Origin of the sequence: Ferrimonas futtsuensis DSM 18154 (assembly GCF_000422645.1) — a bacterium.
In the GTDB taxonomy this organism is placed as follows: domain Bacteria; phylum Pseudomonadota; class Gammaproteobacteria; order Enterobacterales; family Shewanellaceae; genus Ferrimonas; species Ferrimonas futtsuensis.
This window is the reverse complement of the sequence record NZ_AUGL01000008.1, coordinates 189,965-202,817: the sequence shown is the minus strand read 5'-3', so window position 1 is coordinate 202,817 and position 12,853 is coordinate 189,965. Positions and strand designations below refer to the sequence as shown.

The following is a 12,853-nucleotide window of genomic DNA, read 5'->3' as shown; positions in this document are numbered from 1 at the left end:
GCTCCTTAGAAGGCTTGCAGCACGGTCTGAAACAGTTGATCGGCGGTGGAGATCACCTTGGCATTGGCCTGGTAGGCCTGCTGATAGAGGATGAGGTTCGCCCCCTCCTCATCCAGGTTGACGCCGCTGACCCCGGCCCACTCCCCCTGAGCGCGGCGCTGAGCCTGCAAGGAGGAGTCGGCATCCAGCTTGGCCTGCTGACTGCGGGAACCCAGCTCCCCCAGCTTGGAGGCAAATGCGTCTCCCAGGGTCGCGTCCATCCCCAGGGAACCGAAGGTGAGGGTTTTGTCTGCCAGGGCCACCAGCTCCTTGAGGTTGCTGTTGTCCCCCGGCGTACCATCCTGGCCGAACGCCAGCTTGTCGGCGGTAAACCCCGGGGTCACCCGCAGGGTACCGGCCGGGTTCAGGGGGTCGTAGCTGAACAGATCCTGGGTCGGCGCGGCGCCATTCAGGTCGGTGCCCGCCGAGAGCACCGTATTCATCTCATCGGCCACCTGGGCGGCCAGATCATCGATAAACGCCTTGGAGTCCACCAGGCTGTTGTCCCGGTAATCCAGCAAACCGCCGATGCTGCCGCCCACGGACTCGTCGATGGCGAACTCTGCCCCCTCCAGCGCCACGCTCAAACGGCCAAACTCCGGCTTGGCCGGGTCCGGAGCCATGGACAGCTTGGCGGCATGGCTGCCCACCACCAGCGGCTGGCCCTGGGTGAGGGCCAGATTCAGGGTGCCATCGTGGTTCTCGGACACCGTCAGGTCCAGCTGCTTGGCCAGTTCGGCGATCACCGCATCACGCTCATCCAACAGCTCCGGCGGCGCCTCGGCGATGCCGCCATGGCCTTTCACCTCGGCATTGAGGCGGGCCACCTCATGGAGCTGCACATTCGACTGCTCCACCGACGCGCGCAACTGACTCTCCACCTGATCGAACTGGCTCTGCAGGCCGTCGTTGATGGCGTTGAATCTCAGGGAGAGTCCCTTGGCCTCATTGACTACGGATTGGCGGGTCGCCAGGTCATTGGGGGAGAGCAGGTTGGCGTTCAGGGCGGCAAACAGCTGGTCCAGCCCGGTGGAGATGTTGGACCCTTCGGAGCCGAACACCTGCTCGACCTGGCTGAAGTAGCTGGACTGGGTCTGCTGGAAACTGGCGCTGGTGGTGGTGTTCCACACCTGGTCCACCAGGTACTGGTCGGCGATGCGTCGCACCCCCTCTACCGCCACTCCGCGGCCATAGACGCCGCCCTCGACGGTGCCCAGCATCACCTGCTGGCGGGAGTAGCCGGCCACCGTGGCATTGGCGATATTGTTGGAGGTCACGGACAGGGCCGCCTGGCTGGCAATCAGCCCGGACAGGCCGGTGTTTAACATGGTTGTCATCGGGCTTCCTTAGCAACGAAGGGCAGGATCACCGCCTGCTGCATGGCAGCGGTAACCACAGGTTGCTTATCCACAGCGACCGGCGCCGTCTCGGACTTAAACTCCCCACCCAGCTGACGGGTCAGGGCCTGAACCAGGCCGGTGCCAGCCCGTCCGCTCAACGTCAGCGACAGCTCGGCATCGTGAAGATCACGGTAGATGGCGTTGTTTTTGGAGGAGAGTGGGCTCTCCTCGTCCGCCAGAACATCCGCCGCCGCCCGCATGTGCTTGAGCACCGTCTGCAGGAACTGGGCTTCAAACTGCTGGCTCACCGCCTGGATGGCGCCGTTGTGGCCGTGCTGAGAGATCAGCTGGCCGGCATCCAGTCGATTCAGGTATCCACCATTGGAACTTATCTGCATCAGATCACCACCAGCTCTGCGTCCAGTGCCCCGGCCTCATCCAGGGCCTGGAGAATGGCCATCAGGTCCGCCGGCGCAGCGCCCAGGGAGTTGACCGCCTTGACGATGGTGTCCAGCGAGGTGCCCTCGGGCCAGACAAACATGGCGGCGTCGCCCTGATCGATGTTGATGTTGCTGTTGTTGGTCACCGCGGTGTTGCCACCGGAGAAGGCGCCAGGCTGGCTGACCGCTGTCTGCTCGGTGATCGCCACCGTCAGATTGCCGTGACTGACCGCCGCCTTGTGCACCCGCACATCTGAGCCCATCACCACGGTGCCGGTGCGGCTGTTGAACACCACCCGGGCGGGTCGACGCCCCGGCTGCACCTGAAGCTCCTCCAGCATCGACATGAAGGTGACCCGCTGGCGAGGATCGTCTGGGGCATGAACCCGCACCTTGGCGTTGCTCTGGGCCCGGGCCACATCGGGGCCGAAGGTGTCGTTGATGGCCCGCTCGATGTTGCGGGCGGTCTTGAAACTCTGATGCTTGAGGTTGAGGACGATGTCGCCGCCGCTCTGGAAGCTGCTGGGGATGGAGGCTTCCAGCAGGGCCCCATTGGGGATGGTCCCCACGGTAGGCACATTGATGGTCACCGAGGTGCCGTCACGGCCTTCGGCGGTGACCCCGCCCACCACCAGGTTGCCCTGGGCCACGGCGTACACCTCACCATCGACCCCTCGCAGCGGGGTCATCAGCAGCGAGCCACCACGCAGGCTCTTGGCATCACCGATGGAGGAAACGGTCACATCCAGGCTCTGGCCCGGGCTGGCCAGGGGCGGCACCGAGGCGTGGATGGCCACCGCGGCCACGTTCTTCAGCTTGGGGTCCGAGGTGCCGTCGATCTGCACCCCGAACTGCTTGAGCATGTTGACCACGGACTGGGCGGTGAATTTCACCTGGCTCTTGTCGCCGGTGCCGGTCAGACCCACCACCAGGCCATAGCCCACCAGCTGGTTGTCACGAATCCCCTGCACATCCACCAGGTCCATCATCTGACGGGTCTGAGACGCGGCCACCAGAGGCAGGGGCAGCGACAGGATGAGCAGAAGAATAAACAGGATTCTCATAGACCTTCCTACATGGGGAACCAGGGGCTGTTGAAGTAGCGGGAAGCCCAGCCCATGCTGTTGCTGTCGGCAATGGCGCCCTTGCCACCGTAGATGATGCGGGCGTCGGCGATGCGTTGTGATGAGAGGGTATTGCCGTTGTCGATGTCGTCGGTGCGCACCAGACCCACCAGGCGCAGGTACTCATCCCCCTGATTCAGACGAAGCCACTTCTCGCCGCGGATCAGCAGCACACCGTTAGGCAGCACCTTGGCCACGGTGACCGTGATGGAGCCGGTCAGCTGGTTCTGCTGACTGCTGGAGCCGTTGCCGCTGTACTGATGGCCTGTACCCAGAGAACCGCTGGTGGCGTAGCTGTTGCCGTTAGAGAGTGCCAGGTCGCCCTGGCCGCTGAGGTTGGTGCTCTTGCGGGTGGAGGTGTCCGCCTTTTTGCTGGCCTGGGTGCGCTCATCCAGGTTCACCGTCAGGATGTCCCCCTCTCGAAAGGCGCGCTTGTCCTTGAACAGGGTCAACATATAGCCGGGGCGGTAGAGGCTGCCGTCCTTGGCGGCGGGCAGGCTGTAATCCACCGTGGGCGGCGCCCAGGTCGGGGTATCCGGCACCGGCGCCGGCGCCGGGAAATGGGAGGCACAGCCCCCGAGAAACAGGACAAACAGGGCGATCCAGGCTTTCATCTCTCTCTCCTTACACCGTCTGGTTGAGGAACTGCATCATTTCATCGGACGCGGTCAGCACCTTGGCATTCATCTCGTAGGCGCGCTGGGTAGAGATCATCTCCACCATCTCCTCCACCACGTTGACGTTGGCGGACTCCAGGGCGCCCTGGCGCAGGGTCCCCATCCCCTGCTCGCCGGCGGTGCCTTCAACGGGCACCCCGGACGCGGCGGTTTCCGCGTAGAGGTTGTCGCCCCGGGACTCCAGGCCGGTGGGGTTGATGAAGTTCACCAGGGTGATCTGCCCCAGCTCCTCGGCGTCTGCCTGGCCGGCCATCTGGGCGGTCACCCGGCCATCGGAACCTATGGTGACGGTCAGGGCCTCCTCGGGGATGGTGATTCCCGGCACCAGAGGCAGGCCGCCGGCGGTCACCATCTCGCCGTCGGCGTTACGGTAGAACTGACCATCTCTGGTGTAGCCCAGGTCGCCGTTGGGCTGCTGCACCTGGAAGAACCCCTGCCCTTCGATGCCCAGATCCAGTTGCTGGCTGGTGGTCACCAGATTGCCGGTGGTGAACACCTTCTGGGTTCCCGCCACCCGCACCCCGGTCCCCAGTTGCAAGCCGGAAGGGAGATCATTGACCTCGTCCACCTGGCCGCCGGGCTGGCGCTGCACCTGGTAGAAGAGATCATTGAAAGCCACCCGGTCCCGCTTGAAGCCGGTGGTGTTGACGTTGGCCAGGTTGTTGGCGATGGCCGTCATCTTGGTGTCTTGGGCCGTCAGGCCGGTCTTGGAGATCCACAGTGCTGAACTCATGGCGTTGTTCCCTGTTATACGTCGTTAAGCAGGCGGTTACCGGACTTGGCCAGGCTTTCCGCACTCTTCATCAATTTGATCTGGATTTCGAACTGGCGGCTGAGATCCATGGAGGCCACCAATTCCTGAACCGCGTCTACGTTGCTCCCCTCGAGGAAACCGCTGACCACCCTGACCTGGTCATCGGCGGCCAGAGGAGCCCCGTCTGCCGGACGCAGCAGCCCATCCAGGCTCTTGCGCATCTGGGCCATGTCCGGGTTGACCAGCTTCAGCCGCCCCACCTCCTCGATCACCCCGCCCTCGGCCGGGGTGACGCTGATGGTGCCGTCGTCACCGACGAAGATCTCCCTGTACTCCGGCAGCACGATGGGCCCGTCCAGGCCCGCCAGCGGCAGCCCCGCCTGGGTCAGCTGACCCAGGGCGTCGAGCTCCAGGTGACCGGCCCGGCTGTAAGCCTCTCCCTGAGGCGTCAGCAGGGTAAACATCCCCTGGTCCTCGATGGCCAGATCCAGGGTACGGCCGGTGGGGGCCAGTTCCCCGGCCTTGCGGCTGACCCCGGCACTGCCCAGCTGGGACAGCACCCGGGTGTCGGAGACCGCCAGCGCCTGAACCCGCTCCAGATCGGCGCGGAAGCCGTTGGTGTCGACGTTGGCCAGGTTGTTGGCCTTCAGAGCCTGGGCCGCCATCACCCGGTTGGCGCCGCTGACGGCGGTGTAGAGCAACTTATCCATGGGTCACCTAGATGGCGTTAAGCAGGGACTGGTTCATGGTGTCCGCCGCGGTCAGCACCTTGGCGTTGGACTGGTAGTTGCGCTGGGCGGTCATCAGGTTGACCATCTCGGCGGTCAGATCCACGTTGGAGCCTTCGATGTAACCTGCGGAGACGCCCGCCAGGGTGCCACTGCCCGGCGCACCGACGGCCGGATCACCGGCTTCCTGATTGGCAATCCAGGCGGTGTTGTTCACCGCTTCCAGGCCATTGGGGTTGGTGAAGTTGGCCAGCACCACCTGGCCCTGCAACCGCTCCTCGCCGTTGGTGTAGGTGGAGTACACCTTGCCGTCTTCGGCCACCCGCACCCCTTTCATCTCGCCCGAGGTGTTGCCGTTCTGATCAATCTTGGAGGTGATGTAATCGGCGCCGTACTGGGTGGTGTTGTTCCACGCCAGATCCAGGGTCAGATCCGCAGAGCCGGTACCCAGGGTGGCCGCGCTGATGGTCAGGGCGTCGGTGCCGCCGGCGGTGAGGTTGCCGGAGGTGTCGAAGCTCATGGTGTTGGTGTCCGCCAGGGTGGTGCCATCCACGGCGTAGTGCACCGTCCAGTTGTTGGCGCCGGTCTTGACGTAGTACTGGGTCAGGGCGTGCTTGTTGCCCTGGGAGTCATAGACAGAGACGGTGTTGGAGCTGTGATAGGTGTTGACGTCGGTGGCATCGAAGGGGGCGGTGATGGCGTTGACCCTGGCGTCCAGATTGGCGGTCATGTTCACCTCGGTGGTGGCCCGGGCAGGAATGGAGCCCGCCTGCACCTGCAGGTCGCCCACAGAGCCGGTCAAGATGGTGCCGCCACTGCTCACCGGGTAGCCCTGGAGGCGGTTACCATAGGGGTCCACCACATAACCGTCGGCGTTCTGGTTGAACATGCCCGCGCGGCTGTAGAGGGTGGTGCCGTCGTCGGCGCCCAACACGAAGAAGCCGTTGCCCTGGATCCCCAGGTCCAATGAGCGGCCGGTGTAGTTCATGGTGCCGTTGAGGGAGAAGTTCTGGCTGGCGCCGGTCATGGAGACGCCTCCGGCCTGTCCGCCGTTGTAGATGGCGGCAAATTCACTGCGGGCCCCGCGGAAACCGGCGGTGGAGACGTTGGCGATGTTGTTGCTGATGGTGTTCAGCTCCTGGCTGGTGGAGCGCAGGCCACTCATGGCGATGTTGTAAGACATAGTATCCTCAGTATCCTTATTGCACTGCGCTGTCAGTGGCGCTGACTTCGCTGATGTTGAGCACCGAAATGGTGCCCAGGCCATTGCCCATCTCCGCCATCATCATTCCTGAGGCGCTGGCAAAGTGAATCTTCTCGATGGGGGCGCGAACAAAGGTGTTCACCGGCAGTTCGCTGTCCCCTGCGGTGGCGGTCACCTTGAGACGGTACTCTCCGTCCACCAGGCCGAGCTTCTGCGGGTCCACGGCAAAGGGCACATCCCCCTTGCCCTGACTGCCCAGATCCAGGGTGGCGGCCACCTCACCCTTGTCGTCGATCAGCTGCACCTGCACCGACTCGGCGCTGTTCTCCAGATAGAGTTTGCCGCCCACCGCCTCACCGCTGAGGGTGAAACCGTCCGCGGGCACCATCGCCTGCTTGCCCAGCAGCGAGGCGGACTGAACGATGGCGGCGTTCTCCATCATGGTCATCTGGGCAGACTGGTTCTGGCGGATGTACTCCAGGCTCTCCACCTGGGAGAACTGGGCCAGCTGGGCCACGTACTCATTGGCGTCCAGAGGGTCGGTGGGATCCTGATTTTCAATCTGGGCGATCATCAGGGTCATGAATTCATTCTTCAGGTCCGCCGCAGAGTTGGGCTGAATCTGACTGCTGTCACCGCCACTCTGAGTGGCGCTGTTGATGGCATTCACCGCCATGGTTATTTACTCCCCAGTTGCAGCAGGCCCTGCTGCATGGAGCGGGCCCGGTTCATGATGTTGACGCTGGCTTCGAAGCTCTGAGTGGCCGACATCATGTCCGCCATCTCCGCCACGGTATCCACGTTGGAGTAGGCCACAAAGCCCTCCTCGTTGGCGTAGGGGTGGTTCGGCTCAAAGCGCATCTCCACCGGCGCATCGGTCTGCACCACGGCCGCCACCTCTACCTTGGCGGAAGGGGCGCCATTGAACTGGTCATAGATGGCGCGAAACACGGGCTTTACCGCCCGGTAGGCCTGGTCGACATCCGCGGCGGCGGCATCGGCATTGGCCAGGTTGCTGGCCACGGTATTCAGCCGCTGGGTTTGCGCCGCCAGGGAGCTGCCTGCGATGTCGTAGATTCGGTTGAACGACATGGTTATTGACCCTCGATGGCAGTGCGAATGCCGTTGATCTTCATATTCAGGAAGGTGAGGCTGGTCTGGAAATCCATGGAGTTGGCGGCAAATCGCGCCTGCTCCTGCTCCAGCTCCACCGTGTTGCCGTCGGCGGCGATCTGGTGGGGCACCCGGTAGTCCAACTGATACTCCCGCTGCAGCTGACCACTGCTCTGATAGCCCTGCATCACCTTGGAGAAATCGATGTCTCTGGCCAGGTAGCCGGGGGTCTCCGCATTGGCCAGATTGGCGGCCAGAATCTTGGTGCGCTCCACCCTCAGATCCAACCCCTGGGCATGCAGTCCCAGTGCCGATTCCAGGTTGATAGCCATGGCAACTCCTAGTAACGTGTTAATACAGTCCTGGTCACTGGAATCCAAAATCCGTGCCAGGTTTTTATTTTCATATTTAACAAAGAGATATGCTTTGAAAGCCTGGTTTAACGGAAGCGGAAGTTCCCTGTTCCCCCTGCTGGTGCTGTTGGGGTTTCCGCTGTCCTCGACCGCCGAGGACGCCTCAAAGCAGATCCGCTCCGCGGTTAATGACGCCCTTAGTGAAGAGGTGCGCCTGTGGCAACAGCAACATCCGGGCCAGTGGCTGAACAGTGAGGTGCGTATCCAACTCCCTTCGGGGACCGCTGCCCTGCCCCCCTGCACTCAGCCACTGCTGTTGGAAGGAGAGCGAGGGCGCTTTCCTGTGGGCCGACAACACAGGCGGGTCACCTGCCCCACCCCCAAATGGTCCCTGCTGGTTCGTGGCACCCTCTCTGTTGAGGCCCGGGTGCCCGTCACCCGGGCAAAGCTGATGGCGGGTCATCTGATCCAACCGACGCAGCTGCGGTGGCAGCAACGCACACTGACGCCCTCCGACGGGGATCTGCTGATGTCCATGGAATCCATTGCCGGCCAGCGAGCCCGCCGGGGCATTCGCGCCGGCTCCCCCATCAAGGCCCAGCAGTTGATGCCGCCGCTGATGGTGGAACGTGGCCAGCAGGTGGTGATGGTGGCCCAAGGTGACAGCTTTGCCGCCAGCACATCCGGCATCGCCCTCAAGGGGGGCAGTCAAGGTGAGGTGATCAGGGTGAAGAACAGCCGATCCGGCAAAATTGTTTCCGCCCGGATCGTGGCAACAGCAAAAGTAGAAACAATTTTTTAAGTTCTGGCTGCCAGCTGCCGCCCTCCATAGACAAAGGCAACATCGATTGAGAGAACACCATGGAAATTACTCCGGTATCCCAGCAGCTGGTCTCCCTGCAAAACCAGGAGGCCAACACCAGCAATGCCCCGGTGAGTAAACACCAGAGCGAGAACCAGTCCCAGTCCGTCAGCCAGCAGTGGCAACAGCTGAACCAGGCCAGCAAGGAGCTGGATGAGCTGGACAGCGTCGACCGAAACAAGGTCGCCGCCCTGCAGGCGGAACTGTCCACCGAAGGGTACCCCATCGACCTGAATCGGATCGCGGAAGCGATGCTGGAACAGCACGGGTCCAAACGGTGACCCGAGCCGAACAGGTCCGTCAACTGGTCAAGGGGATTCAGCTGGACGTTAAGCAGTATGAGCAGCTCAAGAGTCTGATCCGTCATCAGCACGATCTGCTGGAACGCCGCGACACCGAAGCCCTGTCCAGGCACAACAGCCGTCAGGACGAGCTGTGCCAGGTGCTGCGCCAGCGAGCCCAGGGTCGCTGTGATCAGCTGGCCGCCCTCGGGCTTCCCGGTGACGATAAGGGGATGAACCGGCTGCTGTCCGCCATCCCCGGCGACAGCGGCAAGAAGATCGGCCTGTTGTGGCAGCAGCTGCAGCAGCTGGTGCATCAGTGCAAGGCCCAGAACGACATCAATGGCCGCCTGCTCAATACCCAGCAGCGCTCCCTCAATAGGCTGGTCGATCCCCAGAAAGCCCAGGCCCTGGAAAACGACTATGGGCAGCTGCACCCCTGAGTACAGCGGGCAAAAGAGGCATTAAAAAAGGACCCTGAGGGTCCTTTTTTAATGCCATATTCTCATCCTAGCGCCGGACTCCTCGAGCCGAGCAGGCCATCCTGCCGCCCGCCTCATCCTGCTGACGCTGCTCGGTGCGGCTGCGCCGCGCCAAACCCTGCTGATGGCGCTGCTCCTCGAGCCAGGCCAGCCCCTGGCGACGGGCCAGGGCATGCTGCCAGAGCCGGCTGATCCGCCCCTGCTCCTGCTCCGCCAGCCCTTGCTCCAGGGCGAGCTTCTGGGTCGCAGGAATCAGCTGCCCACGGTAATGGCTGCGGTTCTGCCAGCTCAGGACGTTGCCCCCCTCAGGGGCCACACCGCTGGCGGCCAGGGCCTGCTCCAGCCCCTGACGGCGGCGCTCCAGTTGCGCCAGCCGAAGCTGGCTGCGCTGTTTCTGCTGCCCCAGCTGGGCCATCTGCTGCTCCTGCTTCTCCCGCAGCAGCTGTATCTTACGCACCATATTGGCCTATCTCCTCCAGCATTGTCTCCAGGGTCGCCTCACTTTGCGCCAGGGTGACCCGTTCGTCTCGGTCTTGCTGCAAGAAGCCCGCCAATGTGGGATAACTGCGCACCGCCAGATCCAGCTCTGCATCCTGACCAGGCTGATATCCCCCCAGGGGCAGCAGTTCGCGCACCTCCTGGTAGCGCCCCAGCAAGCGGCGAACCCGGGCCGACGCCTGAAGTTGCCCCTTGCTGTGCAACTGGTCTGCGACCCGACTGGCCGAGGCGTTGATGTCGATGGCGGGGAAATGGCCCTGCTGGGCCAGGGCGCGGCTGAGGACGATGTGACCGTCCAGAATCGCCCGCGCGGCGTCGGCCACCGGATCCTGCTGGTCGTCTCCCTCCGCCAGCACCGTATAGAGGGCGCTCAGGCTGCCACTGGGGTGCTCACCATTGCCCGCCATCTCCACCAGCGAGGGCAGAGTGGAAAAGGCCGAAGGCGGATACCCCCGGGTCGCCGGCGGCTCACCCAGGCTGAGGCCAATCTCCCTCTGGGCCTGGGCGTAACGGGTCAGGGAGTCCATCAGCAGCAGCACATCCTGTCCCTGATCGCGGAATCCGGTGGCGACCTGGTGGCACAGGCGGGCGGCCCGAAGGCGCATCAGCGGCGTGGTGTCTGCCGGCGCGGCGATCACCACCGCACGGCGACGGCCCGCCTCACCCAGGGCATGGTCGAGAAACTCGCGAACTTCCCGGCCCCGCTCACCGATGAGGCCCACCACCACCACATCCGCCTGGGTGTAGCGGGTCATCATCCCCAGGAGTACCGACTTGCCCACGCCGGAGCCGGCAAAGAGGCCCAGACGCTGGCCTTTGCCGATGGGCAACAGGCTGTTGAGGGCGCGAACCCCCACATCCAGCTGGCCGGCGATGGGGCGGCGCAGCAGGGGGTTGGGCACGTTAAGATGGGTGGGCTGAGCAGTGCAGTGACGCAGGGGACCCTGGCCGTCGATGGGGTTGCCGCTGCCATCGAGTACCCGTCCCAGCAAGCCTGGGCCCACGGGGACGGTAGCGGGGCCGGAGAGTGGCCGCACCCGGGCCCCCGGCATCAAGCCGGAAGTGGGGTGCAGCGGCATCAGCAGCAGGGTGGCGCCCTCGAAGCCCACCACCTCGGCTTCCACCTCACTGCCATCGCGACAGCCCAGCAGACAGCGATCGCCGGTACCCAGCTGGCAACCAACCGCTTCCAGCATCAGTCCGTTGACCCGAATCAGTCTGCCATAGATGGTGGCAACCGGTACCTTGGGGTGACAGGCGAGGTTAAGCACCCTGGCCATGGTCATCCACCAGGTGCTTGGCCACCTGCTCCATGCAGGCATCCAGTCGGGTGGCGGTGGAGGCGTCCGCCTCACACTCGTTGGTCACCACCCGGACATCGCCGATGCCCAGGGTGGGGTCTGCCTTGAGCTGCCACTGTGCCACCTGATCTGCCGCCACCTCGGTGAGGGTAGAGAGCACACCGGGTTCCAGGTGGATCACCGGGTTGGTGCGGCCATCGGGCAGGGCGGCTAGGGTCTCATCGATGAGACTCATGATCTGCTGAGGGTGCAGAGTCAGTTCGCAGCGTACCACCTGCTCGGCCACCCGCTTGACCAGCTCCAGGATCAGCTCCTGCTGCCCCCTAAGTTGCTGCTCGTGGCCTTCGCGCAGCAGCTGCTGCAGCGCCGTCAGCGGGGCTATCATTGGGGCCAGGCGCTGCTCCATCTCCTGGTGGGCCTGAGCCTGGCCCTGGGTACGGCCCTCTTCCACACCCTGGGAAACGCCATGCTGGCGCCCTGCCTCCAGGCCCTCCTGGTAACCGGCCTCGCGGCCCTGCTCCATCCCCTCCTGATACCCCTGCTCCACCGCACGCTGATAATCGGCGCCCGTTGGGGTTGGGGCACTGTCTCCCCCCTGGGAACCCAGGGGCGGAAAATGGTAAAGGCGTACCCGACTGGATGGGGTGTTCCAATGCTGTTGACTCATTATTCCACCACCGGCTCTTCGAAGAGTTGCAGTTCCAGCTCCTTGGCTTCCATCATGCTCTTAGCTTTCTCCATCACCTCGGCGCGGGCCAGGTCTGCCCTGGAGAGGGCCACGGCGCCGATCGCTTCCATCCGGGTCTCAATGGAGGAGGACATCCGCTTGGGCAGGGCACCGAGCACCGCCTTTTTGAGATTGGAGTCCACCCCTTTGAGGGAGATGGCCAGGGTTTCCGGATCCACTTCGGCCAGCAGTTTCTGCAGGGTGTCGTCCTTCTGGCGACCCAGGATGATGAAGTCGAACATGTTGTCCTCCACCTGGGTAGCCAGGGTCTGATCGTGCAGTCTGAGCACCGACATCAGCTGTTCCCTGTCCCCCTCATAGCGATTGAGGATGTCCGCCACCTGCTTCACCCCGGCCACCTGGGTATGGCTCTTCTCCATGGCGATGGCCACGCAGCGCTCCACCAGCTGACGCAGCTCCTCCACCACGTCCCGGTCCAGCTCACCCAGGGCGGCAATACGAAGCAACACTTCATCGTGGCAGTGCCCCGGCAGGTGCTGCAGAACCAGGGAGGCGTTCTCTGCGGGCAGCAACCCCAGCAGCACCGCCTGAAGCTGGCTGTGTTCATGGGTGATCTCATGGGCCAGCAGTTTGGGATCCACCCATTCCAGGCGACGCACCAGGGTCTGGATCTCGTCACCATAGATGTTGTCGATGAGTCCCTTGGCCACCCGGTCACCCAGGGCGATGTCCAGGGTGCGCTGCAGATAACCGCGGGAAGCCCGGGCAATGCCGGACTGGTCCCGGTAGGCATCGAAGAAGCGGCTCAACACGCCGCCGGCCTCCTCATGGGAGATGTGGCTCAAACGGGCCATCTTGTGGCTGAGGCGCTGCACGTCGCTGCGGTCCAGGTGGGCCAGCACCTTGGCGGCCCCCTCCTCGCCCATGCTCAGCAGCAGCATGGCTGCCTGCTCCATATTGTCCATCTGG

17 protein-coding genes are annotated in these 12,853 nt (G+C 63.8%); 3 read left to right on the top strand and 14 right to left on the bottom strand.

The window, feature by feature from the left end; genetic code table 11:
* Positions 1-5: 5 nt before the first annotated feature.
* From flgK to G505_RS0107125, 10 genes are read right to left on the bottom strand one after another with little or no spacing between them, the layout of a single operon-like run.
* Positions 6-1,376, bottom strand: a complete 1,371-nt coding sequence (gene flgK, locus G505_RS0107170) for a flagellar hook-associated protein FlgK (RefSeq protein ID WP_028108958.1) — start codon at positions 1,374-1,376, stop codon at positions 6-8.
* The gene (locus tag G505_RS0107165) at positions 1,373-1,777 is read right to left on the bottom strand and encodes a rod-binding protein (protein ID WP_028108957.1); all 405 of its coding nucleotides are present in this window, start codon (positions 1,775-1,777) and stop codon (positions 1,373-1,375) included. The genes flgK and G505_RS0107165 overlap by 4 nt, the downstream gene beginning before the upstream one ends.
* Positions 1,777-2,883: a flagellar basal body P-ring protein FlgI gene (locus G505_RS0107160; protein WP_035385151.1), complete on the bottom strand. Its 1,107-nt coding sequence runs from the start codon at positions 2,881-2,883 to the stop codon at positions 1,777-1,779. Before G505_RS0107160 ends, G505_RS0107165 begins: the two co-directional genes overlap by 1 nt.
* Before the next feature lie 8 nt (positions 2,884-2,891).
* Positions 2,892-3,557 carry a flagellar basal body L-ring protein FlgH gene (gene flgH, locus G505_RS0107155; protein ID WP_028108955.1) on the bottom strand — a complete coding sequence of 222 codons (666 nt, stop codon included), beginning with the start codon at positions 3,555-3,557 and terminating at the stop codon, positions 2,892-2,894.
* A gap of 10 nt (positions 3,558-3,567) precedes the next feature.
* Positions 3,568-4,353: a flagellar basal-body rod protein FlgG gene (gene flgG, locus G505_RS0107150; RefSeq protein WP_028108954.1), complete on the bottom strand. Its 786-nt coding sequence runs from the start codon at positions 4,351-4,353 to the stop codon at positions 3,568-3,570.
* Positions 4,354-4,367: 14 nt separating this feature from the next.
* Complete coding sequence (locus G505_RS0107145; protein ID WP_028108953.1) at positions 4,368-5,084, bottom strand: flagellar basal body rod protein FlgF; 717 nt, start codon at positions 5,082-5,084, stop codon at positions 4,368-4,370.
* A 7-nt stretch (positions 5,085-5,091) separates the two neighbouring features.
* Positions 5,092-6,285 carry a flagellar hook protein FlgE gene (flgE, locus tag G505_RS0107140; protein ID WP_028108952.1) on the bottom strand — a complete coding sequence of 398 codons (1,194 nt, stop codon included), beginning with the start codon at positions 6,283-6,285 and terminating at the stop codon, positions 5,092-5,094.
* 16 nt (positions 6,286-6,301) lie between these two features.
* The gene (locus G505_RS0107135) at positions 6,302-6,982 is read right to left on the bottom strand and encodes a flagellar hook assembly protein FlgD (protein WP_035385150.1); all 681 of its coding nucleotides are present in this window, start codon (positions 6,980-6,982) and stop codon (positions 6,302-6,304) included.
* Positions 6,983-6,984: 2 nt separating this feature from the next.
* Positions 6,985-7,398: a flagellar basal body rod protein FlgC gene (flgC, locus tag G505_RS0107130; protein WP_028108950.1), complete on the bottom strand. Its 414-nt coding sequence runs from the start codon at positions 7,396-7,398 to the stop codon at positions 6,985-6,987.
* Between the two features lie 2 nt (positions 7,399-7,400).
* Complete coding sequence (locus G505_RS0107125; protein ID WP_028108949.1) at positions 7,401-7,751, bottom strand: flagellar basal body protein; 351 nt, start codon at positions 7,749-7,751, stop codon at positions 7,401-7,403.
* Positions 7,752-7,845: 94 nt separating this feature from the next.
* On the opposite strand from G505_RS0107125, the gene flgA reads away from it, so the two are divergent.
* Genes flgA through G505_RS0107110 form a run of 3 tightly spaced genes read left to right on the top strand, consistent with a single transcriptional unit; the run spans position 7,846 to position 9,358 of the window.
* Complete coding sequence (flgA, locus tag G505_RS0107120) at positions 7,846-8,574, top strand: flagellar basal body P-ring formation chaperone FlgA (RefSeq protein ID WP_028108948.1); 729 nt, start codon at positions 7,846-7,848, stop codon at positions 8,572-8,574.
* 59 nt (positions 8,575-8,633) lie between these two features.
* Positions 8,634-8,915 (top strand): flagellar biosynthesis anti-sigma factor FlgM, encoded by a 282-nt coding sequence (gene flgM, locus G505_RS0107115; RefSeq protein ID WP_028108947.1) that lies wholly within the window; start codon positions 8,634-8,636, stop codon positions 8,913-8,915.
* Complete coding sequence (locus tag G505_RS0107110; RefSeq protein ID WP_028108946.1) at positions 8,912-9,358, top strand: flagellar protein FlgN; 447 nt, start codon at positions 8,912-8,914, stop codon at positions 9,356-9,358. The genes flgM and G505_RS0107110 overlap by 4 nt, the downstream gene beginning before the upstream one ends.
* 67 nt (positions 9,359-9,425) lie before the next feature.
* On the opposite strand, the gene G505_RS20800 is transcribed toward G505_RS0107110, so the two are convergent.
* The 4 genes from G505_RS20800 to G505_RS0107090 are packed head-to-tail and all read right to left on the bottom strand — an operon-like array spanning position 9,426 to position 12,849.
* The gene (locus G505_RS20800) at positions 9,426-9,857 is read right to left on the bottom strand and encodes a flagellar FliJ family protein (RefSeq protein WP_051215953.1); all 432 of its coding nucleotides are present in this window, start codon (positions 9,855-9,857) and stop codon (positions 9,426-9,428) included.
* Positions 9,847-11,175, bottom strand: coding sequence for a FliI/YscN family ATPase (locus G505_RS0107100; protein ID WP_028108945.1), 1,329 nt, complete (start codon positions 11,173-11,175; stop codon positions 9,847-9,849). The genes G505_RS20800 and G505_RS0107100 overlap by 11 nt, the downstream gene beginning before the upstream one ends.
* Positions 11,159-11,863, bottom strand: coding sequence for a flagellar assembly protein FliH (gene fliH / locus G505_RS0107095; protein ID WP_028108944.1), 705 nt, complete (start codon positions 11,861-11,863; stop codon positions 11,159-11,161). The genes G505_RS0107100 and fliH overlap by 17 nt, the downstream gene beginning before the upstream one ends.
* Positions 11,863-12,849, bottom strand: a complete 987-nt coding sequence (locus G505_RS0107090; protein ID WP_051215958.1) for a flagellar motor switch protein FliG — start codon at positions 12,847-12,849, stop codon at positions 11,863-11,865. Before G505_RS0107090 ends, fliH begins: the two co-directional genes overlap by 1 nt.
* Between the last annotated feature and the right edge of the window lie 4 nt (positions 12,850-12,853).

What these genes read in the sequence shown, in the direction of transcription:
- G505_RS20800 (WP_051215953.1), bottom strand. Translation starts at nt 9,857, where the DNA reads ATGGTGCGTAAGATACAGCTGCTGCGGGAGAAGCAGGAGCAGCAGATG.
- G505_RS0107125 (WP_028108949.1), bottom strand. Translation starts at nt 7,751, where the DNA reads ATGGCTATCAACCTGGAATCGGCACTGGGACTGCATGCCCAGGGGTTG.
- flgK (WP_028108958.1), bottom strand. Translation starts at nt 1,376, where the DNA reads ATGACAACCATGTTAAACACCGGCCTGTCCGGGCTGATTGCCAGCCAG.
- G505_RS0107090 (WP_051215958.1), bottom strand. Translation starts at nt 12,849, where the DNA reads ATGGACAATATGGAGCAGGCAGCCATGCTGCTGCTGAGCATGGGCGAG.
- G505_RS0107165 (WP_028108957.1), bottom strand. Translation starts at nt 1,777, where the DNA reads ATGCAGATAAGTTCCAATGGTGGATACCTGAATCGACTGGATGCCGGC.
- G505_RS0107100 (WP_028108945.1), bottom strand. Translation starts at nt 11,175, where the DNA reads ATGGCCAGGGTGCTTAACCTCGCCTGTCACCCCAAGGTACCGGTTGCC.
- flgG (WP_028108954.1), bottom strand. Translation starts at nt 4,353, where the DNA reads ATGAGTTCAGCACTGTGGATCTCCAAGACCGGCCTGACGGCCCAAGAC.
- G505_RS0107145 (WP_028108953.1), bottom strand. Translation starts at nt 5,084, where the DNA reads ATGGATAAGTTGCTCTACACCGCCGTCAGCGGCGCCAACCGGGTGATG.
- G505_RS0107135 (WP_035385150.1), bottom strand. Translation starts at nt 6,982, where the DNA reads ATGGCGGTGAATGCCATCAACAGCGCCACTCAGAGTGGCGGTGACAGC.
- G505_RS0107160 (WP_035385151.1), bottom strand. Translation starts at nt 2,883, where the DNA reads ATGAGAATCCTGTTTATTCTTCTGCTCATCCTGTCGCTGCCCCTGCCT.
- flgE (WP_028108952.1), bottom strand. Translation starts at nt 6,285, where the DNA reads ATGTCTTACAACATCGCCATGAGTGGCCTGCGCTCCACCAGCCAGGAG.
- fliH (WP_028108944.1), bottom strand. Translation starts at nt 11,863, where the DNA reads ATGAGTCAACAGCATTGGAACACCCCATCCAGTCGGGTACGCCTTTAC.
- flgH (WP_028108955.1), bottom strand. Translation starts at nt 3,557, where the DNA reads ATGAAAGCCTGGATCGCCCTGTTTGTCCTGTTTCTCGGGGGCTGTGCC.
- flgM (WP_028108947.1), top strand. Translation starts at nt 8,634, where the DNA reads ATGGAAATTACTCCGGTATCCCAGCAGCTGGTCTCCCTGCAAAACCAG.
- flgC (WP_028108950.1), bottom strand. Translation starts at nt 7,398, where the DNA reads ATGTCGTTCAACCGAATCTACGACATCGCAGGCAGCTCCCTGGCGGCG.